The 25718-nt window shown below is 70.9% G+C and carries 24 protein-coding genes; 11 read left to right on the plus strand and 13 right to left on the minus strand.

Going from position 1 to position 25718, the window contains the following annotated elements; all coding sequences use genetic code 11:
- Window positions 1–58: 58 nt before the first annotated feature.
- The 6 genes from HUT19_RS24300 (at window position 59) to HUT19_RS24325 (ending at window position 7100) form a co-directional block, all read left to right on the plus strand.
- Entirely contained in the window at window positions 59–1093 is a 1035-nt protein-coding gene (locus HUT19_RS24300; protein ID WP_176182490.1) for a BMP family protein, read from the plus strand.
- 125 nt (window positions 1094–1218) lie between these two features.
- Window positions 1219–2877 (plus strand): ABC transporter ATP-binding protein, encoded by a 1659-nt coding sequence (locus HUT19_RS24305; protein WP_176187239.1) that lies wholly within the window; start codon window positions 1219–1221, stop codon window positions 2875–2877.
- Window positions 2874–3998 carry an ABC transporter permease gene (locus HUT19_RS24310; RefSeq protein ID WP_176182491.1) on the plus strand — a complete coding sequence of 375 codons (1125 nt, stop codon included), beginning with the start codon at window positions 2874–2876 and terminating at the stop codon, window positions 3996–3998. Before HUT19_RS24305 ends, HUT19_RS24310 begins: the two co-directional genes overlap by 4 nt.
- Window positions 3995–5290 (plus strand): ABC transporter permease, encoded by a 1296-nt coding sequence (locus HUT19_RS24315; protein ID WP_176182492.1) that lies wholly within the window; start codon window positions 3995–3997, stop codon window positions 5288–5290. The genes HUT19_RS24310 and HUT19_RS24315 overlap by 4 nt, the downstream gene beginning before the upstream one ends.
- On the plus strand, window positions 5287–5709 hold the full coding sequence (locus HUT19_RS24320; RefSeq protein ID WP_176182493.1) for a cytidine deaminase: 423 nt from the start codon (window positions 5287–5289) through the stop codon (window positions 5707–5709). Before HUT19_RS24315 ends, HUT19_RS24320 begins: the two co-directional genes overlap by 4 nt.
- 113 nt (window positions 5710–5822) lie before the next feature.
- The gene (locus HUT19_RS24325) at window positions 5823–7100 is read left to right on the plus strand and encodes a thymidine phosphorylase (RefSeq protein ID WP_176182494.1); all 1278 of its coding nucleotides are present in this window, start codon (window positions 5823–5825) and stop codon (window positions 7098–7100) included.
- Window positions 7101–7166: 66 nt separating this feature from the next.
- On the opposite strand, the gene HUT19_RS24330 is transcribed toward HUT19_RS24325, so the two are convergent.
- Window positions 7167–8438, minus strand: coding sequence for an RICIN domain-containing protein (locus tag HUT19_RS24330; RefSeq protein WP_176182495.1), 1272 nt, complete (start codon window positions 8436–8438; stop codon window positions 7167–7169).
- Window positions 8439–8540: 102 nt separating this feature from the next.
- Window positions 8541–9542, minus strand: coding sequence for a LysR family transcriptional regulator (locus HUT19_RS24335; protein ID WP_217712282.1), 1002 nt, complete (start codon window positions 9540–9542; stop codon window positions 8541–8543).
- Between the two features lie 44 nt (window positions 9543–9586).
- On the opposite strand from HUT19_RS24335, the gene HUT19_RS24340 reads away from it, so the two are divergent.
- On the plus strand, window positions 9587–10930 hold the full coding sequence (locus HUT19_RS24340) for an MFS transporter (protein WP_176182496.1): 1344 nt from the start codon (window positions 9587–9589) through the stop codon (window positions 10928–10930).
- A 645-nt stretch (window positions 10931–11575) separates the two neighbouring features.
- Here the strand turns inward: HUT19_RS24340 and HUT19_RS24345 are convergent.
- Window positions 11576–12340 (minus strand): S9 family peptidase, encoded by a 765-nt coding sequence (locus tag HUT19_RS24345; RefSeq protein ID WP_176182497.1) that lies wholly within the window; start codon window positions 12338–12340, stop codon window positions 11576–11578.
- A gap of 103 nt (window positions 12341–12443) precedes the next feature.
- Here HUT19_RS24345 and HUT19_RS24350 point away from each other — a divergent pair, with 103 nt between their 5' ends.
- From HUT19_RS24350 to HUT19_RS24360, 3 genes are all read left to right on the plus strand, one after another.
- Window positions 12444–13610, plus strand: coding sequence for an adenosine deaminase (locus tag HUT19_RS24350; protein WP_176182498.1), 1167 nt, complete (start codon window positions 12444–12446; stop codon window positions 13608–13610).
- 135 nt (window positions 13611–13745) lie between these two features.
- A complete protein-coding gene (locus HUT19_RS24355) occupies window positions 13746–14012 on the plus strand; it encodes a hypothetical protein (RefSeq protein WP_176182499.1) in 267 nt (88 codons plus the stop codon).
- Window positions 14013–14137: 125 nt separating this feature from the next.
- Window positions 14138–14881 (plus strand): hypothetical protein, encoded by a 744-nt coding sequence (locus HUT19_RS24360; RefSeq protein ID WP_176182500.1) that lies wholly within the window; start codon window positions 14138–14140, stop codon window positions 14879–14881.
- Window positions 14882–14905: 24 nt separating this feature from the next.
- Here the strand turns inward: HUT19_RS24360 and HUT19_RS24365 are convergent, their stop codons facing one another.
- The 5 genes from HUT19_RS24365 to afsQ1 all read right to left on the minus strand — a co-directional run bounded on the left by HUT19_RS24365 (window position 14906) and on the right by afsQ1 (window position 18869).
- The gene (locus tag HUT19_RS24365; protein WP_176182501.1) at window positions 14906–15109 is read right to left on the minus strand and encodes a PspC domain-containing protein; all 204 of its coding nucleotides are present in this window, start codon (window positions 15107–15109) and stop codon (window positions 14906–14908) included.
- A 102-nt stretch (window positions 15110–15211) separates the two neighbouring features.
- Window positions 15212–15787 carry a VanZ family protein gene (locus HUT19_RS24370; protein WP_176182502.1) on the minus strand — a complete coding sequence of 192 codons (576 nt, stop codon included), beginning with the start codon at window positions 15785–15787 and terminating at the stop codon, window positions 15212–15214.
- Window positions 15788–15962: 175 nt separating this feature from the next.
- The gene (locus HUT19_RS24375) at window positions 15963–16592 is read right to left on the minus strand and encodes a hypothetical protein (RefSeq protein ID WP_176182503.1); all 630 of its coding nucleotides are present in this window, start codon (window positions 16590–16592) and stop codon (window positions 15963–15965) included.
- Window positions 16589–18052 (minus strand): HAMP domain-containing sensor histidine kinase, encoded by a 1464-nt coding sequence (locus tag HUT19_RS24380; protein WP_254886216.1) that lies wholly within the window; start codon window positions 18050–18052, stop codon window positions 16589–16591. The genes HUT19_RS24375 and HUT19_RS24380 overlap by 4 nt, the downstream gene beginning before the upstream one ends.
- Window positions 18053–18191: 139 nt before the next feature.
- Window positions 18192–18869: a two-component system response regulator AfsQ1 gene (afsQ1, locus tag HUT19_RS24385; protein WP_176182505.1), complete on the minus strand. Its 678-nt coding sequence runs from the start codon at window positions 18867–18869 to the stop codon at window positions 18192–18194.
- A gap of 201 nt (window positions 18870–19070) precedes the next feature.
- Here afsQ1 and HUT19_RS24390 point away from each other — a divergent pair, with 201 nt between their 5' ends.
- Window positions 19071–19871, plus strand: a complete 801-nt coding sequence (locus HUT19_RS24390; RefSeq protein ID WP_176182506.1) for a SigE family RNA polymerase sigma factor — start codon at window positions 19071–19073, stop codon at window positions 19869–19871.
- Between the two features lie 219 nt (window positions 19872–20090).
- Here HUT19_RS24390 and HUT19_RS24395 read toward each other — a convergent pair whose 3' ends face one another.
- From HUT19_RS24395 to deoC, 5 genes are all read right to left on the minus strand, one after another.
- Window positions 20091–20744, minus strand: a complete 654-nt coding sequence (locus HUT19_RS24395) for an ATP-binding protein (RefSeq protein WP_176182507.1) — start codon at window positions 20742–20744, stop codon at window positions 20091–20093.
- A 76-nt stretch (window positions 20745–20820) separates the two neighbouring features.
- Window positions 20821–22041 carry an RNA-guided endonuclease TnpB family protein gene (locus HUT19_RS24400; RefSeq protein WP_176182508.1) on the minus strand — a complete coding sequence of 407 codons (1221 nt, stop codon included), beginning with the start codon at window positions 22039–22041 and terminating at the stop codon, window positions 20821–20823.
- A 303-nt stretch (window positions 22042–22344) separates the two neighbouring features.
- Window positions 22345–23214, minus strand: coding sequence for an aldehyde dehydrogenase (locus HUT19_RS24405; RefSeq protein WP_176182509.1), 870 nt, complete (start codon window positions 23212–23214; stop codon window positions 22345–22347).
- Window positions 23207–24697 carry an aldehyde dehydrogenase family protein gene (locus tag HUT19_RS24410; RefSeq protein WP_254885753.1) on the minus strand — a complete coding sequence of 497 codons (1491 nt, stop codon included), beginning with the start codon at window positions 24695–24697 and terminating at the stop codon, window positions 23207–23209. Before HUT19_RS24410 ends, HUT19_RS24405 begins: the two co-directional genes overlap by 8 nt.
- Before the next feature lie 7 nt (window positions 24698–24704).
- Entirely contained in the window at window positions 24705–25709 is a 1005-nt protein-coding gene (gene deoC, locus HUT19_RS24415) for a deoxyribose-phosphate aldolase (RefSeq protein WP_176182510.1), read from the minus strand.
- Window positions 25710–25718 lie beyond the last annotated feature (9 nt).

Below are 25718 nucleotides of genomic sequence, written 5' to 3' on the forward strand. Positions count from 1 at the left end.
CGTTACGATGCGGCGGAGCCAGCGCCAAAGGAGGCGCTTCGAGTCAGAGGGGACCCTCGTGCGCCGGGTATCCAAGATAGTTGTCGCGGGGCTTGCCACCGCGGCCCTCGCATTCTCCGCCACTGCCTGTGGCAGCAGTTCGGAATCGGAAAGCAAGGACAAGGGCGTCGGCCTGGCCTATGACGTGGGCGGCCGCGGCGACCACTCCTTCAACGACTCCGCCGCCAAGGGTTTCGACAAGGCCAAGAAGGACTTCAAGGTCGGTGGCACCGAGCTGACGGCGAAGGACGGCGACACCGACGCCGACCGCTACGACAAGCTGGCCAGCCTCGCCGAGGAGGGCTACAACCCGGTCGTCGGCGTCGGCTACGCGTGGACCCCCTCGCTCACCAAGGCCGCCAAGAAGTACAAGGACACCGACTTCGCGATCGTCGACTCGGTCGTCGACCTCAAGAACGTCGCCAGCCTGGTCTCCGCCGAGCACGAGGGCTCCTACCTCGCCGGTGTGGCCGCGGGCCTGAAGACCAAGTCCAACAAGGTCGGCTTCATTGGCGGCACCGACAGCGCGCTGATCAAGAAGTTCGCGGGCGGCTTCCAGCAGGGCCTGAAGGACACCAACCCCAAGGCGTCGCTGGACGTCCAGTGGGTCCAGGTCGGCTCGGCCAAGGGCTTCGGCATGCCCGACCGCGGCAAGGACATCGCGGAGGGCATGCTCTCCAACAAGGTTGACGTGATCTTCTCGGCGGCCGGCGGCTCCGGCGCGGGCGCCATCGAGGCCACCGCCAAGAAGAAGGGCACCTGGTCGATCGGTGTCGACGGCGACCAGTACTACGACAAGGGCCTGGCCCAGTACAAGCACACGATCATGACCTCCATGATCAAGACCGTGGACAACTCGGTCTACGACTTCATCAAGAGCGTGGTCAAGGACAAGAAGGCCGAGAGCGGCGTCCAGACCTACGACCTGAAGCGCGGCGGCGTCTCCCTCTCGTACTCCGGCGGATTCATCAACGACATCAAGCCGAAGATCGAGGAAGCCAAGAAGAAGATCATCGACGGCAAGATCAAGGTGGCTGACACCTACAAGGACTGATCACCGTCCGCCCACGGACCCGGGGGGACCAGCCGTCCGCCCGGGTCCGTGGCACTTCCGACGCGAGCGCGCCCCCGGGCACGCTCGCGGCCGGCCCCACCGCTCTCGCCCCTCAGGAGTGCGCCATCAAAGCCGCCAGCCCACCCAAGGGCGCCCCCGCCGGCGACGTCCAGGAGGACATCGCCGTAGAACTCCGCGGAATCACCAAGCGGTTCCCCGGAGTCGTCGCCAACCACGACATCGACATCACCGTGCGCCGCGGTACCGTCCACGCCCTCGTCGGCGAGAACGGTGCGGGCAAGTCGACCCTGATGAAGATCCTCTACGGGATGCAGCGCCCGGACGAGGGCATCATCGCGATCAACGGCAAAAGGGCCGAACTGTACTCCCCGGCGGACGCGATATCCCGTGGCGTGGGCATGGTGCACCAGCACTTCATGCTGGCCGACAACTTCACCGTGCTGGAGAACGTGGTTCTCGGCGCGGAGAAGCTGCACGGCATCGGCGCCAAGGCGCGCGCCAGGATCAAGGAGATCTCCGACGCCTACGGCCTGGGGGCCCGCCCCGACGTCCTCGTGGAGGACCTCGGCGTCGCCGACCGCCAGCGGGTGGAGATCCTCAAGGTCCTCTACCGCGGCGCCCGCACGCTGATCCTCGACGAGCCCACCGCGGTCCTCGTCCCGCAGGAGGTCGACGCGCTCTTCGACAACCTCCGCGAGCTCAAGTCCGAGGGCCTCACCGTCATCTTCATCTCCCACAAGCTGGGCGAGGTCCTCTCCGTGGCCGATGACATCACCGTCATCCGGCGCGGCACCACCGTGGCCTCCGTGGTCCCGTCCGAGACCAGCCCCCGCCAGCTCGCCGAGCTGATGGTCGGCAGTGAACTGCCCTCCCCGGAGACGCGCGAGTCCACCGTCACCGACCAGAAGATGCTGACCGTCGACGGACTGCGGCTGACCGCCACCGATGTGGACGGTGTGGAGCGCGCGGTGCTCGACGGCGTCGACCTCACCATCCACAAGGGCGAAGTCCTGGGCATCGCCGGTGTGGAGGGCAACGGCCAGGCCGAACTGGTCGAGGCCGTCATGGGCATCCGCGACCCCGACGCGGGCGCCATCACCCTCGACGGTGCCGACATCTCGCACGCCCCCACCCGCAAGCGGCGGGAGGGCGGTATCGGCTACATCCCCGAGGACCGCCACCGGCACGGCCTGCTGCTGGAGGCCCCGCTGTGGGAGAACCGCATCCTCGGCCATGTCACCGAGGCGCCCAACAGCAAGGGCGGGCTGCTCAACCCGGGCGCCGCCCGCCGCGACACCGAGCGGATCGTCACCCAGTACGACGTGCGCACCCCCGGTATCGAGGTCACCGCGGCCTCCCTGTCCGGCGGCAATCAGCAGAAGCTGATCATCGGCCGGGAGATGAGCCACCGGCCCAAGCTGCTCATCGCCGCGCACCCGACGCGTGGGGTGGACGTCGGTGCCCAGGCGCAGATCTGGGACCAGATCCGCGCCGCCCGGCGCGAGGGCCTGGCGGTACTGCTGATCTCCGCCGACCTGGACGAGCTGATCGGCCTGTCCGACACCCTGCGGGTGATGTACCGCGGCCGGCTGGTCGCCGACGCCGACCCCGCCACGATCACCCCGGAGGAGCTGGGCTCGGCCATGACCGGCGCGGCCTCCGGCCATCTCGAGGGCACGGCCGACGCCGACGTCCCGGCCGACGACGTCCCGGCGGACGCGGCACCGGCCGACGCCGCCCCGGCTGGGGGAGAGGACCGATGAAGAAGTTCGACAAGGAGCGGGTGCTCCTCGCGGTCGCGGCCCCGCTGCTCGCGATCGTCAGCGCGTTCCTGCTGACCGCACTGGTGCTGGCCGCGACCGGCAAGGCGCCGTTCGACGCCTTCGGCGTGATGTTCGACTACGGCATCAAGTCCGACAGCCAGGTCTACATCCTCAACAAGGCGACGACGTACTACCTGGCGGGTCTCGCGGTGGCCATCGGCTTCCGGATGAACCTGTTCAACATCGGCGTCGACGGCCAGTACCGGCTGGGCGCCTTCTTCGGCGCCGCCGCCGGCGGCGCGATGGGGCTGCCGGGTCTGGTGCAGATCCCGCTGATCATCCTGGTCGCCATGCTCGTGGGCGCGATGTGGGCGTCCATCGCCGGTCTGCTCAAGGTCTACCGCGGCGTCAGCGAGGTGATCAGCACCATCATGCTGAACTCCCTCGGGGGCATTCTCATCAGCTATCTGCTGGTGGACGGCCGGCTGGGTGTGCTGGACAAGCAGACCAACATCGTGGCCACCAAAGCACTGCCGGAGTCCAGCCACTTCTTCACCATCCCGGCCGGTGGCGACCTGGACCCGATCTGGGGCTTCATCGTCGTCGCCGTCCTCGCCGGGGTCGGCTTCTGGTTCCTGCTGGGCCGCACCCGGTTCGGGTTCGACCTGCGCGCGGTGGGCCGCTCCGAGTCCGCCGCCGAGGCCAGCGGTGTCAACGTCAAGCGCATGGTCCTCACCAGCATGCTGCTCTCCGGCGCGATGGCCGGTCTGATCGGCATGCCCACCGTGCTGAACGACACCCACCAGTTCACCGCCGACTTCCCCGTGGGCGTCGGCTTCACCGGTATCGCCATCGCCCTGCTCGGCCGCAACAACCCGGTGGGTATCGGACTGGCCGCCGTGCTGTGGGGCTTCCTCGAGCGCGGTGCCAACCGCCTGGAGTTCGAGGGCTACGACAAGGAGATCGTCGGCGTGATGCAGGGCGTGATCGTCCTGTGCGTCGTCGTCGCATACGAACTGGTGCGCCGCTACGGCCTCAAGCGCCAGCAGCAGAAGGTCGGTGCGGAGCTCGCCGCCCAGGCCAAGGCCGCCAAGAGTGACAAGCAGGAGGTGCCGGCATGAGTGCCACGGTGACCACCACCAAGAGCACGACCACGCCGGGCAAGGCCACGGGATCCGCCCCCCGGATGTCCCTGGCCAAGGTGCTGCTGATCGTCGCGGGCGGCCTGATCGCGCTGTCGGTGCTGCGGACCTTCGTCGACGCCGCCCAGCAGGCGGACTTCGACCGCGTCACCTCCTCCGGCCAGATCGCCGCCGCGCTGTCCATGGCCGTTCCGATCGGTCTCGCGGGCCTCGGTGGTCTGTGGGCCGAGCGGGCCGGCGTGGTCAACATCGGCCTCGAGGGCATGATGATCCTCGGCACCTTCTTCGGTGCCTGGGCCGGTTACCAGACCAACCCCTGGATGGGGGTGCTCGCGGGCGTCCTCGGCGGTGCCCTGGGCGGGGTGGTCCATGCCGTCGCCACCGTCACCTTCGGGGTGGACCACATCATCTCCGGTGTGGCGATCAACATCCTCGCCCTCGGCGCCACCACCTACCTGGCCAAGCGCTGGTTCGAACCGCTGAGCGACATCGGTGGTTCGCCCAAGCAGTCCCCGCAGGTCGACGACCTCCCGTCGTTCACCGTGCCCGGTCTGTCCGACTGGCTGTCCACCCTGGAGAACCACCACTGGTTCCTGGTCTCGGACGTCGCCGGCATCCTCGGCGGTCTGGTCACCGACATCTCGGCGCTGACCGTGCTGACCGTGGTGCTGATCATCGGCAGCTTCTTCGTCCTGTGGAAGACCTCGTTCGGACTGCGCCTGCGGTCCTGCGGTGAGAACCCGACGGCGGCCGAGTCCCTGGGCGTCAACGTCTACCTGTACAAGTACCTGGCCGTGATCGCCTCCGGCGCCCTGGCCGGGCTCGGCGGTGTCTTCCTCGCCCTGGTCCGCTCGCACATCTACAACGAGGGCCAGACCGGCGGCCGCGGCTACATCGGCCTCGCGGCGATGCTCTTCGGCAACTGGCGGCCCGGCGGGCTGGCGATGGGCGCGGGCCTGTTCGGCTACTCCGACGCCCTCCAGCTGCGCAACGGCGGCGTGACCGTGCACGCGCTGCTCCTGCTGGTGGCACTCGGCCTCGCTGTGCTGGCGGGCTGGCGGCTCTTCCGCAAGAGTTATGTCGGAGGCGCGGTGGCCGGTGCCGGTGCGGTCCTGCTGATCGTCTGGTACCTGCTGTCGGAGACCGTCTCCAACGACCTGGTCGCCGGTACCCCGTACATCGTCACCCTGCTGGTGATGGGCATGGCCTCACAACGGCTGCGGATGCCCAAGGCCAACAACAGGCCCTACCGGAAGGGACAGGGCACATGAGCACACCCGCTGCGGCGGCTCCCGACTGGGAGTCGCTGCGCGCGGCGGCCCGGGACGCGATGTCCCGGGCCTACGCCCCGTACTCCCGCTTCCCGGTGGGCGCCGCGGCGCTCGTCGACGACGGCCGCACGGTCACCGGGTGCAATGTGGAGAACGCGGCCTACGGCGTCGCCCTGTGCGCCGAATGCGGACTGGTCTCGGCGCTCTTCGCCTCCGGCGGCGGCCGGCTGACCGCCTTCACCTGCTGCGATGCCGAGGGCGCCGTGCTGATGCCGTGCGGCCGCTGCCGCCAGCTGCTGTGGGAGCACGGTGGCCCCGGCCTCCGGATCGACACGGCCTCCGGAATCCGCCCGCTGGCCGAGCTGCTGCCGGACGCCTTCGGCCCCGCCGACCTCGAACGCCTCGGCGCTCCGGGCTAGGCCCGCCCCCGTCCCAGGAGTGCGGCCCGGCCGCCACCGGGCCGCACCCCCTCATTCCCCGGCGCCCCGACATCCGGCGCCCGCACCACGCGAGAAAGGGCCCGCACCTCACCATGGACGCCATCTCCGTCATCCGCGCCAAGCGCGACGGCGGCCGCCTCAGCGACGGCCAGATCGACTGGATCATCGACGCCTACACCCGCGGCGAGGTCGACCCCGAGCAGATGTCCGCGCTCGCGATGGCGATCTTCCTCAACGGGATGGACCGTGCGGAGATCGCCCGCTGGACCGCCGCCATGATCGCGTCCGGTGAACGGATGGACTTCTCCTCCCTCCCGCGCCCCACCGCCGACAAGCACTCCACCGGTGGTGTCGGCGACAAGATCACCCTGCCGCTGGCGCCCCTGGTGGCCGCCTGCGGCGCCGCCGTACCGCAGCTCTCCGGCCGCGGTCTCGGCCACACCGGCGGCACCCTCGACAAGCTGGAGGCGATCCCCGGCTGGCGGGCGCTGCTGTCCAACGACGAGATGTTGGCCGTGCTGCGGGAGGTCGGCTCGGTCATCTGCGCGGCGGGCGACGGCCTCGCCCCCGCCGACAAGAAGCTCTACGCGCTGCGCGATGTGACCGGGACGGTCGAGTCCATCCCGCTCATCGCTTCGTCGATCATGTCCAAGAAGATCGCCGAGGGCACCGGCTCGCTGGTGCTGGATGTGAAGGTCGGCTCCGGCGCCTTCATGAAGGACATCGACGCCGCCCGGGAGCTGGCCACCACGATGGTGGGCCTGGGCACCGACCACGGGGTGCGCACCGTCGCCCTGCTCACCGACATGTCCACCCCGCTCGGTCTGACGGCGGGCAACGCGCTCGAAGTCCGTGAATCCGTCGAGGTGCTGGCGGGCGGCGGCCCCGCCGATGTTGTCGAACTCACCCTCGCCCTGGCCCGCGAGATGCTCGACGCGGCGGGTCTGCCGGACGCCGATCCGGCCAAGGCCCTCGCGGACGGCTCCGCGATGGACCACTGGCGCCGCATGATCGCCGCCCAGGGCGGCGACCCCGACGCGGCGCTGCCGGTCGCCCGCGAGCGGCATGTGGTCCCGGCCGCCGCCGACGGCGTGCTCACCCGTCTCGACGCCTACGCGGTCGGTGTCGCCGCCTGGCGGCTCGGCGCGGGCCGCGCCCGCAAGGAGGACCCGGTCCAGGCGGGCGCCGGGATCGAGCTCCACGCCAAGCCGGGCGAGCGCGTCACCGCCGGTCAGCCGCTGCTGACCCTGCACACCGACACACCTTCGAGGTTCGACTACGCCCTCCGGGCCCTGGACGGCGCGGTGGACTACGCCCCGGCGGACACGGCGTTCAGCGCGCCCCCGATCGTGCTGGAGCGCATCGCGTAACGCGGCGCACCGACAGGGAAGGGCCGGACGGGCAGCTGCCCGTCCGGCCCTCTCGGTGTGTACGCGTTACTTCGGGGTGACCCAGACCTGCCGTTTGTAGCTGTTGGCCGAGTGGAGTTGGACCTTGGTGCTGTCGGCGGTGGAACCGCCCGTCACATCGAGGACCTTGCCCGAGGCGATGTGCACGATCTGGCCCTTGGCGTTGACCGACCACTTCTGCGACGCCTTGCCGGTGCAGTCGGAGAGCTGGATCTTGTTGCCGTTGGTGGCCGCGTTGCCCGCGTTGTCCAGGCACTTGCCGAGCGCGCGGAAGGTGCCGTCCCGCTCCAGCAGCCAGGACTGGGCGACGCCGCCGGTGCAGTGGTAGAGCTGGATCTGGGTGCCGTTGGCGGCCTTGCCGCCCTTGACGTCCAGGCACTTGCCGCCGAGGCCGGTCACCTTGCCCTGGGGCGAGAGGGTGGCCCCGGCGCCCTTGGCGAGGTGGCGCAGCCCCTGGACGTCGAACTGCTGGACGTAGGTGCCCGCGCGCTTGTCCGGGTAGGCATCGGCCGGGGTGCACATGACCGGCTTCTCGCCGGAGTCGCTGCCCTTGACGCAGTCGCCGCGGGTGGCGCTGCGGTTGGCGTGGGTCATGCCCAGCGTGTGCCCGATCTCATGGCTGATGTGATTGCGCATGAAGGTTTCACCCCAGGACGGCAGCGGTTTGCCGTCCGAGGTGAAGAACGAGCTGTCGATGTAGGCGTGGCCGCTGGTCACCGTGTCCGCCACGGACGAGGAGAAGAAGCCGCAGCTGAGGTTCTTGGTGCCGGAGCCGTCGTGGACCACCTTCCATCCGTGGCTGTCGCCGTCCGCGGGCGGTACGCAGGGACGCTTGAGCACGCCCATGACGATCTCGCCCTTGGGCCGCTGGTAGTCCCAGCCGACCGGCTTGGTGTCGACGGTGATCGGAAGGTGGGTGACCCGCCGGAGGTCCGTCGCCGACGCCTTCGCGTAACGGGACAGCCAGTCCGCGGACTTCTGGTCGTAGAACCTGATCGTGTAGCCGGTCGACAGCGATGTGCCCGGACCGGCCAGCTTCCAGCCCTCACCGTGGGGCGCGGCGGCCGCGGTCTTGAGCGGTGTGGCGGGCGCCTTCAGCGCCATCACACCGTTGTCGAAGGTGGCGTTGTCGGTGGCGGTCCCGGCGTTGTCCGTCACCGGCGCCGAAGCCGTGGACGGCCGTGCGGCCTTGGGCTGTTCCTCGTCGTCGGTGCCGAACGCGCTGGACGAGAGCACTCCGCCGGTGATCGCCGCCGCGGCACACACCGCGACGACGGATATCCGGCGCTTCCTGCTCATGCGCCGCTTTCTGTTGGATCGCAAGTCCCCGTTGCCCTTTCATGGAAAGAACTCTTGCCGATTGCGGGTCTTCACCTGCCGGAAGCCCGAGTTGATCAGATGTTAGTCGAGCAACTGACCCCTTCTGCTCAGCAGGAAGCGTTTGAAGGCCGCCACCGGCGGAGTGTCCGGATGGCCGTCCAGCCAGGCGACGCCGATCTCCCGCACCGCGCGCGGCGCGGTGACCGTCAGCTCCGCCACCCCGGGGCGCGGCACCGCCGGGGGCGGCAGCAGGGCCACCCCGAGTCCGGCGGCCACCAGACCCCGGATGGTCTCGGCCTCCTCGCCCTCGAACGCGATCTTCGGGGTGAATCCCGCCTCGGCGCACAGCGCGTCGGTGATACGGCGCAGCCCGTAGCCCGGTTCAAGGGTGACGAAGACCTCGGAGGCGGCCTCGGCCAGACGGATCCGGCGGCGGCCCGCCAGCCGGTGGTCGTCCGGCACCACCAGCCGCAGCCGCTGCTCGTCCAGCCGACGCGCGACGAGGTCGGGGGCGTCGGGCATGGGTGAGGTCAGACAGAGGTCGAGACCGCCCGCCCGCATCCGCTCGATCATCGCTTCGCCGTAGTTCTGGACCAGCTGGAAGCGGACCCGCGGATGGTCCACCCGGAAGGCGCGGAGCAGTCCGGGCACCGTCTCCGAGCCGAGGGTGTGCAGAAAGCCGAACGAGACGCGTCCGGCGGCGGGATCGGCGTCCGCCCGCACCGACTCGGCGGCGCGGTCCACCTCGGCGAGGGCCCGTTCGACCGAGCGCAGAAACGTCCGGCCCGCCGGGGTGAGCGCCACCGTACGGCCGCGCCGGGCGAACAGCGCGACGCCGAGGTCCTCCTCCAGCCGGACCATCGCCCGGCTGAGCGTCGACTGCGGCACCCCGAGCTCCTGGGCGGCCCGGGTGACGTGTTCGTGGCGGGCGACGGCGGCGAACTGGGCGAGCCGCGGGGTGAGGGCCTCCGCCCAGGACTCCTCCTCCATTCCCGCTGTCACCGGAATGTCGTGTTCGTAACTGATGTGTGACACGCGCGCCCCTGACCTCGGCTCATGCTGTGATGGAACGATTATCTCCATTCCGTGCATTGGACGCATCAACCGTGGGTACGTACGGTCGAATCATGCCTCCCGCTGATACCGGGGCGTCCACCGGGAACCACCGTGTGGACGCCTCCCCCGCGCTGTCCTCCGCACCCGTCTCCACCCGTTCCGCGGCCGGGGCCGTGCCCGCTCCCGAGCGGATGAGCCCGGGCCGCCCCGGCTACGTCCGGATGCGGTTCGCCCTCTTCACCGCCGGGCTCGCGACCTTCGCCCTGCTCTACTCGACCCAGGCGCTGCTGCCCGCGATCTCCGACGACCTCCATGTGCAGGCCGACCAGGCCAGCTGGACCGTCTCCGCGGCCACCGCGGCCCTGGCCCTCGCGGTGCTGCCGCTGAGCGCCCTGTCCGAGCGGTTCGGCCGCCGCGCCATGATGACCGGCTCGCTCACGGTCGCGGTGGCGCTCGCCCTGCTGGTGCCGTACGCCCCGGACCTGGGCTGGCTGATCGGACTGCGCGCGGTCCAGGGCGCCGCCCTGGCCGGGATCCCGGCCTCGGCGATGGCGTACCTCTCGGAGGAGGTGCAGCCCAAGGCGCTGGTCGGCGCGATCGGGCTGTTCGTGGCGGGCAACAGCGTCGGCGGTATGAGCGGCCGGATCCTCACCGGCTGGGTGGCCGACGGCTACGGCTGGCGGACCGCGCTGGCCGCGGTCGGCGTCATGGCGCTGCTGTGCGCGGTCGCCTTCCGGCTGCTGCTGCCCCCGGCCCGGCACTTCACCCCGGCCGCGGTGAGCCCGCGTGCCCTGGCCCGTACCGTCGCCGGACACCTCGCCGACCCGCTGCTGTGCCGTCTGTACGCGATCGGCGCGCTGTTCATGACGGTCTTCGGCGCGGTCTACACGGTCATCGGCTACCGGCTGGTGGCCGAACCGTTCGGCCTCTCGCAGTCCCTGATCGGCTCGATCTTCCTGATCTACCTGGTGGGCACGGTCTCCTCGGCCGCGACCGGCAAGCTGGTCGGCCGGCTCGGCCGGCGCGGCGCCCTGTACGTGGCCGTGACCACCACGGCGGCCGGACTGCTGCTGTCCCTGCTGAACTCGATCGGCGCGGTGCTGCTCGGCCTGGTGCTGATCACCGCGGGCTTCTTCGCGGGCCACGCGGCGGCCTCCTCGGCGGTCAGCCGGACCGCCAAGACCGGCCGCGCCCAGGCCGCGGCGCTCTACCAGGCGTCGTACTACATCGGCAGCAGCGCGGGCGGCGCGCTGGGCGCGCTCGCCTTCCACGCGGCCGGATGGGCGGGAACGGTCCTGCTGGGCCTGGTGGCCGTGGTGGCCGCGGCGGCGATCACGCTCTACGCGACCCGCAAGGCCCAGGTCGAACGCCGGGCGGAGGTCGCCCGCCGGGCCCTCCGCGGCCTCCCCGCCTGACCCCACCCCTCCAGCCCGGAGGGGCCGCCCCGCCCCTGTCCAGCGACGGCGCCCCCTCCGCCCCGGCCCCCGGGGCGCGCGATCCGCGCCCCGGGGGCCGCCCCATGCCCGCCGCCTGTGCCTCCGTCCGGAGCGGCAGGAGACGGGGGCGCCTGACTTCCCGGTGCGTACAGCCGCGTGCCCACCCGCGCTCGGGGCTCACGCCCCCGCCCGCTCCGGGGTCTTGCCGTCGGACCCCGTGCGGCCTCGGGGCCAGCACGCCCCCGGGTGGTCCACAACCTCCGCCCGCTCCACGCCTCTTGACGCCGGACGCCGCCCCGCCGCGCACGCCTCCTGACGCCGCCCCGCCGCGCACGCCGCCCCGCCGCGCACGCGGACCCGCCTGCGGCGGTGGTCCGCCCGCCCCCGCATGGGACGCACGCCCCTGGCCCCGGCCCGCACGGCGGTAGCACCCCGGGGGCGCGGCATCCGCGGTGCGGCGCGGCGTGCCGCCTGTGGCGGGGTGCCCGCGCGGCGCCCGCCCCGGGCCCCGGGCTTCGGCGGGCAGCGCGTGTTCGTCCGCGCCCGGGGCGCATACGGTCCCCCCTCGCAAGGGGGCCGCATGCGCCCCGGGCCGGCGGCCCTGGGGCCCGTCTCCGGGCCGCCCTAGCGGTGGAGGGTCGAGCCGAAGCCCGCTGCCAGTGGCATCCGCAGGCCCAGCGGGGGAGGGGCCGCCAGGGCGTCGGCCACGGGGCGGGAGTAGCCCGTGGCGAAGAGCGAGCCGAGGAGGAAGTCCACGGTCAGGGCCTGGACTTCGGAGCGGTGCTGGTGCAGGCCGTGGCCGTCGGTGTGCACCTCGAAGCGGCAGACGTTCCGGTTGACCTTCTTGGCCCGCTCCGCCAGCCGGTAGGACAGATCGGGGTCGGTGCGCTCGTCGTTGGTCCCGTGGGCGATCAGCACCTGCCGTCCCACGAGCTGTTTCACCGGATCGGGTGCCAGGGCCGCGTCGGGTTCCGGGAGCCAGGGGGCGAGGGCGACCACCGAGCTGACGGCCGGGTGCCCGGCGGCGCGGAGGGCGGCGCGGCCGCCCATGCCGTGGCCGGTGAGGCAGACCGGCACATCGCCGTAGAGCCGCCCCACCTCGTCCGCGGCCCACTCGGCGTCCGCGGCGGGATCCGCGTCGGAGCCGTTCCATCCGCGGTGCCGGTAGTGGACGACATGGGCGGCCAGGCCCTCGTCCTGACCGGCGCGCACCAGTCTTCGGGCCAGTGGCAGCACTGCCGCCGCCGACATCCGGGTGGGGCGCCGGGTACCGACGGCCTCCCCTCCCGGGAGCAGCAGCACCACACCGTGTACGGTCCTCCGCGCGGCGGCCGCGCCCATCGGCCGCCCCAGCCGTGCGCCCCGTTCGGGCAACGCTTGCTGAGCCATTCCGACACGATCGCAGAAGGACTGGTGTACTCCACTACCCGTGCGGGTCACTGTTCCGTATCTATCCCACCCGTTCTACGCGCGTAGGGGCTAGGCTTCGCAGATGACGAGCGAGCACACCCACCAACCCACCCCCGAACAGATCCGCCGCGCCCCCAAGGTGCTGCTGCACGACCACCTCGACGGCGGGCTGCGGCCCGGCACCATCGTCGACCTCGCCCGCGAGACGGGGTACGACGCGCTGCCGGAGACCGAGCCGGACAAACTGGGCGTCTGGTTCCGCGAGGCCGCCGACTCCGGTTCGCTGGAGCGCTACCTCGAGACCTTCTCGCACACCTGCGCCGTCATGCAGACCCGGGACGCGCTGGTCCGGGTCGCCGCCGAGTGTGCCGAGGACCTCGCCGCCGACGGTGTCGTCTACGCCGAGGTGCGCTACGCCCCGGAGCAGCACCTCGAGCAGGGGCTGAGCCTGGAGGAGGTCGTCGAGGCGGTCAACGAGGGCTTCCGCGAGGGCGAGCGGCGGGCCCGCGAGGAAGGCCACCGCATTCGCGTCGGCGCGCTGCTCACCGCGATGCGCCACGCGGCCCGCGCCCTGGAGATCGCCGAACTCGCCAACCGCTACCGCGACCTCGGCGTCGTCGGCTTCGACATCGCGGGCGCCGAGGCGGGCTTCCCGCCCACCCGCCACCTGGATGCCTTCGAGTATCTGAAGCGGGAGAACAACCACTTCACCATCCACGCGGGCGAGGCGTTCGGCCTGCCGTCCATCTGGCAGGCGCTCCAGTGGTGCGGTGCCGACCGGCTCGGCCACGGCGTCCGCATCATCGACGACATCGAGGTGGCGGACGACGGCAGCACCACCCTCGGCCGGCTCGCCTCCTACGTCCGGGACAAGCGCATCCCGCTGGAGCTGTGCCCGACCTCCAACCTCCAGACGGGCGCGGCCACTTCGTACGCCGAGCACCCCATCGGGCTGCTGCGCCGACTGCATTTCCGTGCCACCGTCAACACGGATAATCGTCTCATGGGTGGGACGAGTATGAGCGCTGAATTCCAGCATCTCGTATCAACATTTCACTACACGCTGGACGACATGCAGTGGTTCACGGTCAATGCCATGAAATCGGCCTTCATTCCTTTTGGTGAACGTCTTGCGATGATCAACGACGTGATCAAGCCCGGGTACCATGAATTGAAGTCCGAATGGCTGTTCCGCCAGGTGGCTTCGACGTCCGCTGTGACCAGGGATTCTGCTGGCGAGGACAGCTGATTCTACGGGCGGGGGCAAGGGCCTTTCCGATGCGGCCGCACGTCTGGAAGCGGATTTCCGGTGTTTGCGGGCCGGTGAAATCCATGACTACGTTCTCGTATCGGACAAGCCCCCCGTCTCAAGGACAGATTTCTGATGAAGCAGGGAACCCTCAAGACCCTCGGCGTTGTTGCCCTCGGTACTGTCGCCATCATTGCCGGAGGCAGCACCGCGTCCGCGGCCGGTCACGCTCCCGTGCCCGGTGGCGGTGCGGCCACTCCGCAGGTCCCCGGGCAGGGCGGCCAGGTCCCCGGCCAGGGCACCGCCAAGCCCTCGCCGCCCCCCGGCAAGGCCAAGCCCGACCAGGGGCTGTTCAGCCGTCTCCCGATCGGCGCGCTGGGCAACGGCCTGCGGCTGGGCTGATCCTCCGTCTTCTGCACACGGCCGGGCCGCGCATCCCGACAGGGGTGTGCGGCCCGGCCGCGTCATATGCCAGGATCTGGCCGACATGCTGCGGCAGACCGGCAGCCGACTGTGGGGAGTCTCCCGTGCGGACAAAGACGAGCGGACCGGCGGGGCGCCCCGGGCGGATACGGGCGGCCCACCTGACGGCCCTCCTGGCCTGCCCCCTCCTCGTACTCACCACCGCGTGCAGCGGCGGTTCGGATGACGGCGACGCCAAGGCCACCCCGTCCGCCGACCGCGGCCGGTCCGCGACCCCGGCCGCGACCCGGCTGGAGAAGGCCGCCCTGGCGCAGGGCGACCTCAAGGGGTATCGGGTCACCAGCCGCAAGGCCGAGAACTGGGCCAGCGGACAGCCGAAGGCCGGCAAGAGCGCCTGCCAGCCGCTCGCCGACATCACCGGTGACAAGCCGAGCGCAAAGGCCAAGGAGACCGTTCGGCGCGGGCTGAACAGTCACAAGGCGCCGTACAAGGGCATCACGGCCGGGATCAGCCGTTACAGCGGCGCGGGTGCCAGATCGTTCATGCGCGAGCTCAAGTCCGCGCTCTCCGCCTGCTCCGGCGGGTTCTCCACCACCCTCAGCGGGCGGACCGTGAGCTACCGCCAGGTGCGGACCCAGCCCACCAAGGCGGCCGGTGACGACATCGTCGGCTACCGGACGACCGCCTCCGCGCAGGGGACGAAGATCCCGATGAGCTTTGTCGCGGTGCGCTCCGGTTCGACCATCGCCCTCTTCCTGGGCGTGGACTTCAAGGGGCTGGCCGAGTTCCCCGTGCCGCGGGCGATCGTCGACAAGCAGCTGGAGAAGCTGAGGAAGGCGGGCCTGTAGGCGAGGACTCCTCCGGGGCGCGCCTCACCACGCCTCGCGATAGCCGTCCTCGGCCGGGAGCAGTATCCACAGCGCGATATAGAGCAGGAACTGCGGCCCCGGCAGCAGACAGGAGACCAGGAAGATCACCCGCATCGTGGCCGGGGTGGTGCCGAAGCGGCGGGCCAGCCCCGCGCAGACTCCGGCGATCATCTTCTGGTGGCGGGGGCGGACCAGTGGGGCGGCCATGAGGACTCCTCGTCGTCTCGTCGGACTCTCGGACCTGTGCGGTCCGCCCGTCGCGGACCGAATGCCGAGGTACCCGGGAAGTTCTTCCCGATACCCCCAACGCTAGGGTCGCGAGCCCGTCGAGGCGTCGCTCCACGGTGCGATCCCGACCCTGTGAATCGTCGGGGTCACCGTCTGGACCTCCTCCTCCCGGGGGAGGGCGGCGGCCCGTGCCCGGTCCGCCCGGCGGCGGAGCCCGGCCCTGACGGCCGGAACCACCAGCACATGCGCGAGCGCCACACCGGCGGTGTTCAGCAGCACCGAGTCCACGTTCATGATCTGCCCGGTCACCTCGCTGCGCAGCAGCGCGACCGCCAGGGCCGCCATCGCCCCGGTGAAGGCCGTCCGCGCCAGTGAGGCCAGCGGATACGCCTCCACCCTGCCCCCGGCCAGCGGCAGCAGCACCCCCAGCGGCGCGAGCAGCAGCAGCCCGCCCCCGATCGAGCGGATCGCCGCCCAGGAGCTGAGCGCCAGATCGGCGCGGATGGTGGCCAGCGGCTCGAGGGTTTCGGCGGACACCCACGGCACGGTGAGCGGGCGCAGGGTCAGCCAGCACACGAACGACAGGTGTGCGACAAGGAGTACAACGCCCGCGGCGCGGTAGCGGAAGGCGGCCCTGCGGCCGGAACGACCCTGCACGCCTTGCAGGACGCGCTGTGCGGGGGTACTGGTTCCGCCTGCTCCCCGCTGGTCAGCAGCTTGTTACCGAGACCTCGCCCACCAGGGATGACCGAGCGCTGAAACGTAACGAATCACTACGTGATCAGGGGCGTTCAGGGGCATTCAGGGGCGCTCGGCGGGCGATCGGCCGTGATCAGGGGGACACCAGGACCCCGGAGTTGACCGCGATTTCGGGGTGGCGGCGCATCTCCTCGGTGCAGCTGTAGCGCTTGAGCGGATCGCGGTCGCTGTCCGGCCCGCCCAGCAGCACCCGGTGGTGTTCGTCCGCCGCCGTGGACTCCCCGAGGGTGCACACGATCTGGGCCAGCGCCATCGACTGGAGCTCCTCCGGCGGCCGGTTCAGCCGCAGCGCCCGGTCCGGATCGTCCTGGGCCGGACCGGACACCTGCACCCAGTCCTCCACCGCGGTGGAGAACCCGGCCGACGTCTCGGCCGCCGAGGGCGGCTGCCGCAACTGCTCCAGCAGCGCACGGGCGATCTGCACCGGCTCCGGTGGCGGCTTCTCGTCGGGCAGCCGCGCGCTGCGGCTCAACGACAGGACCCGGGAACCGCACAGCAGATAGATCCGCACCGAGACCCGGCCCGTCCCCTCGGCCGACCGGTCCGGCTCCGGCGCCTCGCACGACGCGCGCGAGGGCGCGGCTCCCGCGTCCACCGGCACCGACGTCCCGCGGATACCGCATCCGGTGGCCAGCAGCGCGACCGCCGCGGTCAGCAGGGCGACGGCCGGACGGATCCGGCGCCGGTTCACCGCCCGCTTCATCGGGCGCCCCCTTCGTTCTTGCGCTCCTCCTCGCCCGCGGCGAGCCGCGAGGCGTCCATCGGCAGCCGGAGCGTGAAGACCGCGCCGCCCTCCTCGGAGTTGGCCGCGCTGATGTCACCGCCGTGGATATGGGCGTTCTCCATGGCGATCGACAGACCGAGTCCGCTCCCCTCCGACCGGGGCCGGGAGGCGCTCGCCTTGTAGAAGCGGTCGAAGACATGCGGCAGGACGTCCTCGGGGATACCCGGACCGTGGTCCCGCACCCGGATCAGCAGCTCGCCCCCCTCATCGCCGTCCGTGCGCACCGACACCCGCACCGGCGAACCGCCGTGCTTGAGCGCGTTCCCGATGAGGTTCGCCAGGATCACATCGAGCCGGCGCGGATCGAGCCGGGCCATGATCCCGCGCTCCGCGTCCAGCTCCACCGCGTCCAGCCAGGCCCGGGCGTCGACGCACGCCGTCACCTGGTCCGCCACATCCACGTCGTCCAGCACCAGACGGGCCGTGCCCGCGTCGAAGCGGGTCACCTCCATCAGGTTCTCCACCAGGTCGTTCAGCCGCCGGGTCTCGCTCACCACCAGCTGCACCGCGGGGGCGATCATCGGGTCGAGCGAGTCGGCCTCCTCCTCCAGCACCTCGGTGACGGCCGTGATCGCGGTGAGCGGGGTCCGCAGCTCATGCGACATGTCCGCCACGAAGCGGCGGCTGGACGCCTCCCGGGCGCTCAGCTCCGCCACCCGCTTCTCCAGCCGCTCCGCGGTCCGGTTGAAGGTGCGGGAGAGATTGGCCAGCTCATCGGAGCCCGACACCTGGAGCCGGGTGTCCAGATGCCCCTCACCCAGCCGGTGCGCCGCCTCGCCGAGCCGCTGCACCGGCCGCAGCACCGTGGCCGCGGCGGCCTGCGCCAGCAGCGCGGAACCGATCAGCGCCAGGGCGGTGGCGATCCCCAGCGACCAGGCCAGCGAGTTGAGGTCCTGGCGCTCGGTGTCCAGCGACTTGAGCATGTAGCCGGTCGGGCCGCCCCCGTTCACCTTCGCCCCGCCGACCAGATACGGCGTGCCGTCCAGTGTGATCCGCTGCCAGTAGAGGTGGTACGGGGCCTCGTTGGAGCCGTTCACCGCGCGCTTCTCGTCCACCGCGTGGCGCAGCGACCGGGGCACCACCTTCAGCGTGAACAGCTCCTCGTCCGACGCCACTGCGCAGGTCCCGCCGCCGCGTGTCCGGGCGATCAGCAGCACCTCGTATTTCTGGGTGTTGTCCGCCATACGGTCCGACGCGTCCTGCAATTCGGGACATGTCGGTGTTGCGGGCAGCGGGTCGGTGTCCTCCTTCAGCGCCTTGCGGAACTCGTCCAGCGCCGCGTCCTGGGTGCGGGTCAGCACCGCGTCACGGTTCAGCCAGTACGCGATGGCCGACGCGGACACGGCGGCGGCCAGTGCCACCAGACCGAAGACCAGCATCAGCCGCAGTCTCAGACTCAGCCACCGCAGCAGCCCCGCGGCCCAGCCCCGCGCACGACCGGGCTCCTCGCTCACCGCGCTCAATTCCTTACGTCTCCGCCCCGGGTCCGCACGTCCCCGCCCCGGGCCCCGCGTGCGCTCACTGCGGAGCGTCCAGCCGGTAACCCACCCCGCGCACGGTACGGATCAGCGTCGGCGACGACGGGACGTCCTCCACCTTGGCGCGCAGCCGCTGCACACAGGCGTCGACCAACCGGGAATCGCCGAGGTAGTCGTGCTCCCAGACCAGCCGCAGCAGCTGCTGGCGGGACAGCGCCTGGCCCGGCCGACGGCTCAGCTCCAGCAGAAGCCGCAGCTCAGTGGGGGTGAGCTGAAGGTCCTCCCCATTCTTGGTCACCGTCATGGCGGCACGGTCGATCACCAGGCTGCCGAAGGACGCGGCATCGTTCGCCTCCCGTTCGCCCCGGCGCAGCACCGCGCGGATCCGGGCGTCGAGCACCCGGCCCTGCACGGGCTTGACCACATAGTCGTCGGCTCCCGACTCCAGACCCACCACAACGTCGATGTCGTCACTACGTGCGGTCAGCAGGATGATCGGCAGCTGGTCGGTGCGCCGGATCCGGCGGCACACCTCGAAGCCGTCGATCCCGGGCAGCATCACATCCAGCACGATCAGATCCGGCCGCTGCTCGCGCAGCAGTTTCAGGCCGTCCTCGCCTGTCGCCGCCGTCGCCACACGGTGGCCCTGGCGGGACAGTGAGAGTTCGAGGGCCGTGCGGATGGCGTCGTCGTCCTCGATCAGCAACAGGAAAGGCACGTTGGTCATTCTGGCCTACAAGGGGCCTGTAGTTCGACCGCCGGGGGTTTATCAGCTCGATCCCCTGTGACGAGCCTGTGACAGTCGACAGACAGCGCGATGAAACTGGCCCGGCAAAGTCTTCTGTGCACCGGGCGGAACGGCGGCCGGGGCAGCCAGAACCAGACCGGACGGACCGGCTCCACCGACGGGGGGCGCGAGATGAGCACACTGCACTTCACCAACACCAGCGCAGTTCGCACGCGCCTTCACGACGCCGGCCGGAACAACGAGAAGTCCGGTGCCGTGAGCGGGCGGGGGTGCGCTCGCGGCGCCGGGCGTCAGAGGCCTCCTTACATGGTGGCCATTGACGCACACACAGGGGCCGAGGGCGGCACCGGCGGCCTCGGGGGGCACGGGGGAAAGTACGGGGGACCGGGGGAAAACGGGGGAAACGGGGGCGGCTCGTACGGGGAGGCAAAGGGGGAGCGGCGCACTGCGTCGGAGGTGGAGTTCACCGCCTACGTGCAAGAGCGCCGCGCCTCCCTGTACGCCACCGCCTACCACCTGACCGGTGACCGGTTCGAGGCCGAGGACCTGCTCCAGAGCGCGCTGTTCTCGACCTACCGGGCCTGGGACCGGATCAGCGACAAGGCGGCGGTCGGCGGCTATCTGCGGCGCACCATGACCAATCTTCACATCAGCGCCTGGCGCCGCCGCAAGCTCAACGAGTACCCGACGGAGGAGCTGCCGGAGACGGCGGGCGACCACGACGCGATGCGCGGCACCGAGCTGCGCGCCGTGCTGTGGCAGGCCCTGGCCCGGCTCCCCGAGCTCCAGCGCACGATGCTCGTCCTGCGGTACTACGAGGGCCGTACGGACCCGGAGATCGCGGACATACTGAACATAAGTGTCGGAACGGTCAAGAGCAGCATCTGGCGCTCACTGCGGCGGCTGCGCGAGGACGAGACCCTCAGCTTCGGCCGTGACGAAGAGGAGTCCTTCGGCGAACTGGTCGCCTGACGGCGGCCGGGAGACCGAAGGCGGGGGAAACACGGGGGCGGGGGATACGGGGGCATCGGGGGAACGGGGAAAAAAACCGGGGATCGGGGGATCCACGGGAGATAACGGGGGAACGGGGGAACACGGCGCGGGACCGGACGGCCGGGGGGTCTGTCCGGTCCCGCGCTGTTGTGCGTGCCGGGAGCGGGCCGGGATATGGGTACGCGGCAGTGCGGTGGGTCAGCCCGCGGTGACGGTGGCCGCCGGTCGCGCGGCCGTACCGCTGCGCCCCGCGGCCGCCGCCGCGGCGACGCGCCCCATGGCGGTGTCCCGGCCGCAGGCGTACGCGCCCAGCGCCGTCTGCCGGGCCACGATCCCGCGCTCGGCGCGCATCAGCCGCCAGCCGCGCCGCACCAGATAGAGCGCCGACTTCCGGCCCTCGCGCAGATCCCGCAGCAGCCGCCGCCGGAAGGTGGTGGAGGGGCGGCCCCGCAGACAGATCGCGTCCGCGAGCACACCCAGCTCGGCGCACCGTCCGATGATGTCGGCGGCGAAGACCCCCTCGGCGATGAACAGCGGGGTACGGCCGAGGTCCAGCAGCTCTTCGCCGACGCGGGCGCTGGTCGGGATGTCGTACACCGGCACCGTCGTACGTGACGTCCGGCACAGCGCCGCCACGGCCGCCACCGCCGCGTCCGCGTCCCAGGAGAGCGGGGAGTCCCAGTCGGTGCTTCCGTCCTCCGCCAGCTTCGGGAGGGTCGGGTCGTCGCCCTCCTTGTAGAAGTCGTCGAGGTTCAGCACGGGCAGCCCGCTACGGGCCGCGAGCGATGACTTTCCGGAACCGGAAGGGCCGGAGAGCAGGATGACGCGGGCGGGTGAGGGATGGAAGGTCACGGAACACCAGTTTGACTGCTCCCCTCCCTGAAGGGAAGGGATTCCTTCCCTTCAGGGCTGTGTGGGGATTCCTGGCTCAGGCTGCCTCCGGGAGCAGCGCTCCCGGAGGTCTTACGCCCTCGGCGCCAGCCGGGTTCAGACCTGCCCGGTGGAGCATCACACGGGCGGAGTTCTCGTCTCTGGGGGAGACGGCTCCGCACGCGGTGCAGGTGTAGATGCGCTCGGACAGCGGCAGTGCGTGCTTGGTTCTCGCTCCGCACGATGCGCAGTCCATGGTGGTGTGCGCGGGGTGCACGAAACGGATGTCCCGCCGGTGTTTGCGGCCCATCTCGACCAGGGCCTTCTTCGTGGCGCCGATCGCGGCGTCCGCCGCCTTGCGCGCCATGGAGGACTTGGCGAGGAACTTCGGCTGGGAGTCCTCGACGGCTATGGCGTCGTAGTCGGTCACGACCTTCTTCGCCCACTTGCGCCCGGTGTCCTGCCGCTGCCGGGCGATCTTCGCGTAGGTCTTCGCCCGCCACTTCTTCGCCTCGCGGTAGCCCTTCGAGGCGGCCTGTCCCTTCTTCGGTCTGCGGCGGGCCATCATCCGGTCGTACCGGGTCAGCTTGGCCTGGGCCCTGCGGCCGTGCTGGGCGTGCGGAAGGTCGTGGGCGTTGGAGGTGGTGGTCGCGGTCTGCTTCACGCCCCAGTCCACACCGAGCACCCGGCCGGTTTCCGGCAGCGGCCGCACCTTTGCGGGGACCACGAACGAGCAATACCAGTGCCCGATACTGTCCTGGTACACCCGCACCGAAGAAGGTTCGGCGGGCAGATCCCGCGACCACACCACCGTCAGCACGATCCCACCCGCCAGGTACAGGCGGCCGTCCCTCAGCCGGAACCCGCGCCGGGTGTAGTTCAGCGTCGGCAAGGCCTCGTGCTTCTTCTTCCACTTCGGCATACCGGCCCGCTGCCGCCCAGGCAAGCGTTCCCGGATGTCCTTGTGCGCCTTGGCACGGGATGCGCCGAAGTCCCGGATCACCTGTTGTTGGGGAACACTGGAACCCTCACGCAGCCACGGCGTACACTCCCGCGCCCGGGTCAGCATCTTGTCCAGCTGCGCCGGTCCACACGTCCGCTTCTCACCCGTGGCCTTGTTGTGCAGGTGGGTGGCCTTGGACTTGGCGACACATTCGTTCCAGATCCAACGGCACCGGTCCCACTCGGCCAGCAGCGCCGTACGCACGGTCGACGACACGCGAAGCCGGTAGGTGTACCGGGCATGCCCAGCCTTGTCGGCTTCACTTGGCCCCGTCATGCCATCAACGTAGCGTCCTCGTTCGTTATCCACGCCGCATTCCGGCAGACTTACCCGAACGGGTGACCGAAGCAAGCCGCTGCGGACCGCCGGTTCCTCAACTCCGAGATGCTTCACCTCCTGGAGGCCGCTCCCACCGCTCTCCGGGAATCCCGGTGACCTCCCGGGGCGGTGCCGATGCGGTCCGCGGACGCGCGGCGGCCGAAGACGGTGCGCACCGGATGCGTACCAGCCCCCGCCCCTCGGACGGGAGGGGGCGGGGGCCGGTGGCCGTCGGGGTCAGATCCCCGTTCAGGGACCCGTTCAGACACCCATGGGGTGCCAGACCGTCTTGGTCTCCAGGAAGGCGAGCATCCGGCGGGTGCCGGGGTCGGCGGACCAGTCCACAGGCTGTGGACGGACGACCCGCTTCAGGTTCTCCGCCGCGGCCTTCTCCAGTTCGACCGCCAACTCCGCGTCCGCGCCCGCGAGGTCGATCGCGTTGACGTCCTGGTGGGCGGCGAGCGGGGTGGCGATCTCCGCCGTCCTGCCGGAGAGCAGGTTCACCACGCCACCGGGGAGGTCCGAGGTGGCCAGGACCTCGGCGAGGGAGAGCGCCGGGAGCGGGCGGGTCTCGCTCGCTACGACGACCACCGTGTTACCGGTGACGATCGCGGGCGCGATGACCGAGACCAGACCGAGGAACGAGGAGTCCTGCGGGGCCAGGACCGCGGTGACGCCGGTGGGTTCGGGGCTGGACAGGTTGAAGTACGGCCCCGCGACCGGGTTGGCGGACCCGGCGATCTGGGCGATCTTGTCGGACCAGCCCGCGTACCAGACCCAGCGGTCGATCGCCGCGTCGACCTGGGCGCCCGCCTTGGACTTGGACAGCCCTTCGGCGTCGGCGACCTCGCGGACGAACTGGTCGCGGCGTCCCTCGAGCATCTCGGCCACGCGGTAGAGGATCTGGCCGCGGTTGTAGGCCGTGGCCCCCGACCAGCCGCCGAATGCCTTGCGGGCGGCGACAACGGCGTCACGGGCGTCCTTGCGGGACGCCTGCGGGGCGTTGGCCAGCCAGCGGTCCTTTGCGTCGGTCACCTCGTACACCCGCCCGCTCTCGGACCGGGGGAACGTGCCCCCGACGAACAGCTTGTAGGTCTTGAGCACGGAGAGTCGGTCGTTGCGGTCAGACATCGAGGTATGCCTCCAGGCCGTGGCGACCGCCCTCGCGGCCGTAGCCCGACTCCTTGTAGCCGCCGAACGGCGAGGTGGGGTCGAACTTGTTGAACGTGTTGGACCACACCACCCCGGCGCGGAGCTTGTTCGCCATCCACAGGATCCGCGAGCCCTTCTCCGTCCAGATCCCGGCGGAGAGCCCGTAGGGGGTGTTGTTGGCCTTGGCGACGGCCTCTTCCGGGGTACGGAAGGTCAGCACGGACAGCACCGGGCCGAAGATCTCCTCGCGGGCGATCCGGTGGGCCTGGGTGACCCCGGTGAACAGCGTGGGCGCGAACCAGAAGCCGGAGCTGGGCAGTTCGCAGGCCGGTGCCCAGCGCTCGGCGCCCTCGGCCTCGCCCGCCTGGGCGAGGGAGCGGATACGGGCAAGCTGCTCGGCGGAGTTGATCGCGCCGACGTCGGTGTTCTTGTCCAGCGGATCGCCCACCCGCAGGGTCCGCATACGGCGCTTGAGGGCGGTGAGGAGTTCATCCTGGACGGACTCCTGGACCAGCAGGCGGGAGCCCGCGCAGCAGACATGGCCCTGGTTGAAGAAGATCCCGTTGACGATCCCCTCGACCGCCTGGTCGATCGGAGCGTCGTCGAAGACGATGTTGGCCGCCTTGCCGCCCAGTTCGAGCGTGACCTTCTTCGACGTACCGGCGACGGTGCGGGCGATGGCCTTGCCGACCTCGGTGGAGCCGGTGAAGGCCACCTTGTCGATCCCGGGGTGACCGACCAGTTCGGCGCCGGTGCTGCCGTCACCGGTGATGATGTTGACCACGCCCTCGGGCAGCCCGGCCTGGCGGCAGATGTCCGCGAAGAACAGGGCGGAGAGGGGGGTGGTCTCGGCGGGCTTGAGCACCACCGTGTTGCCCGCGGCGAGGGCCGGGGCGATCTTCCACGCCAGCATCAGCAGCGGGAAGTTCCACGGGATGACCTGACCCGCCACGCCCAGGGGCTTGGGGTCGGGACCGCTCGTGCCGCTCAGCGGGCTCCGCCCGCGGACGGCGTGGGCCAGCTTGTCGGCCCAGCCCGCGTAGTAGAAGAAGTGCGCCGCGACCAGGGGGAGGTCGGCGTCCCGCGACTCGCGGATCGGCTTGCCGTTGTCCAGCGACTCCAGGACGGCCAGCTCGCGGGAGCGCTCCTGGATGATGCGGGCGATCCGGAACAGGTACTTGGCGCGCTCGGAGCCCGGGAGGGCGGACCAGGCCGTGAAGGCGGCGCGGGCGGCCTTGACGGCGCGGTCGACGTCCTCGGCGGTGGCCTGGGCGACCTCGGAGAGCACCTCCTCGGAGGAGGGCGAGATGGTCTTGAAGACCTTGCCGTCGGCGGCCTCGGTGAACTCGCCGTTGATGAACAGCCCGTAGGCGGGGGCGATGTCGACGACGGCGCGGGACTCGGGCGCCGGTGCGTAGTCGAAGGGCCCGGGGGCGGGGGTCATGGGTGTCGTGGGTGCCATGGGTGTCTCAGTCCACCGTCACGTAGTCGGGGCCGGAGTAGTGGCCGGTGCGCAGCTTCTGGCGCTGCATCAGCAGGTCGTTGAGCAGGCTGGAGGCGCCGAAGCGGAACCAGTCGGCCGTCAGCCACTCGTTGCCCAGCGTCTCGTTGACCATCACCAGGTACTTGATCGCGTCCTTGGAGGTGCGGATACCGCCCGCGGGCTTGACCCCGACCTGGACGCCGGTGGTGTCGCGGAAGTCGCGCACGGCCTCGAGCATGAGGAGGGTGACCGGCGGGGTCGCGTTCACCGTCACCTTGCCGGTGGAGGTCTTGATGAAGTCGGCCCCGGCCAGCATCGCCAGCCAGGACGCCCGGCGCACGTTGTCGTACGTCTGGAGCTCACCGGTCTCGAAGATGACCTTCAGGTGGGCGGCGCTGCCGTCCGGGCGGGCGCACGCCTCCTTCACCTGCTTGATCTCCTCGAAGACGTCCAGGTAGCGGCCGGACAGGAAGGCGCCGCGGTCGATCACCATGTCGATCTCGTCCGCCCCGGCGGCCACCGCGTCCCGGGTGTCGGCCAGCTTCACCGGCATCGCGGCGCGGCCGGAGGGGAAGGCGGTGGCGACGGCGGCGACGTGGATGCCGCTCCCGCCGGCGGCGGCCAGCGCCTCCTTGGCGGTCGCCACCATGTCGCCATAGACGCAGATCGCCGCGACCTTGGGGACCGTACGGTCCGTGGGGTCGGGGCTGACCCCCTTCGCGCACAGCGCCCGGACCTTGCCCGGGGTGTCCGCGCCCTCCAGGGTCGTCAGATCGATCATCGAGATCGCCAGGTCGATGGCGTAGGCCTTCGCCGTGGTCTTGATCGAGCGGGTGCCGAGGGTCGCGGCACGGGCCTGGAGGCCGACCGCGTCGACGCCCGGCAGGCCGTGCAGGAAGCGGCGCAGCGCGCCGTCCGAGGCGGTCACGTCCGCCATGGACGCGAGTCGCTCCGCGGCCTCTTTGCCGTATGCGGGAACTGTGGTGGGCATGGTCACCAG

The organism is Streptomyces sp. NA02950, assembly GCF_013364155.1.
Classification (GTDB): domain Bacteria; phylum Actinomycetota; class Actinomycetes; order Streptomycetales; family Streptomycetaceae; genus Streptomyces.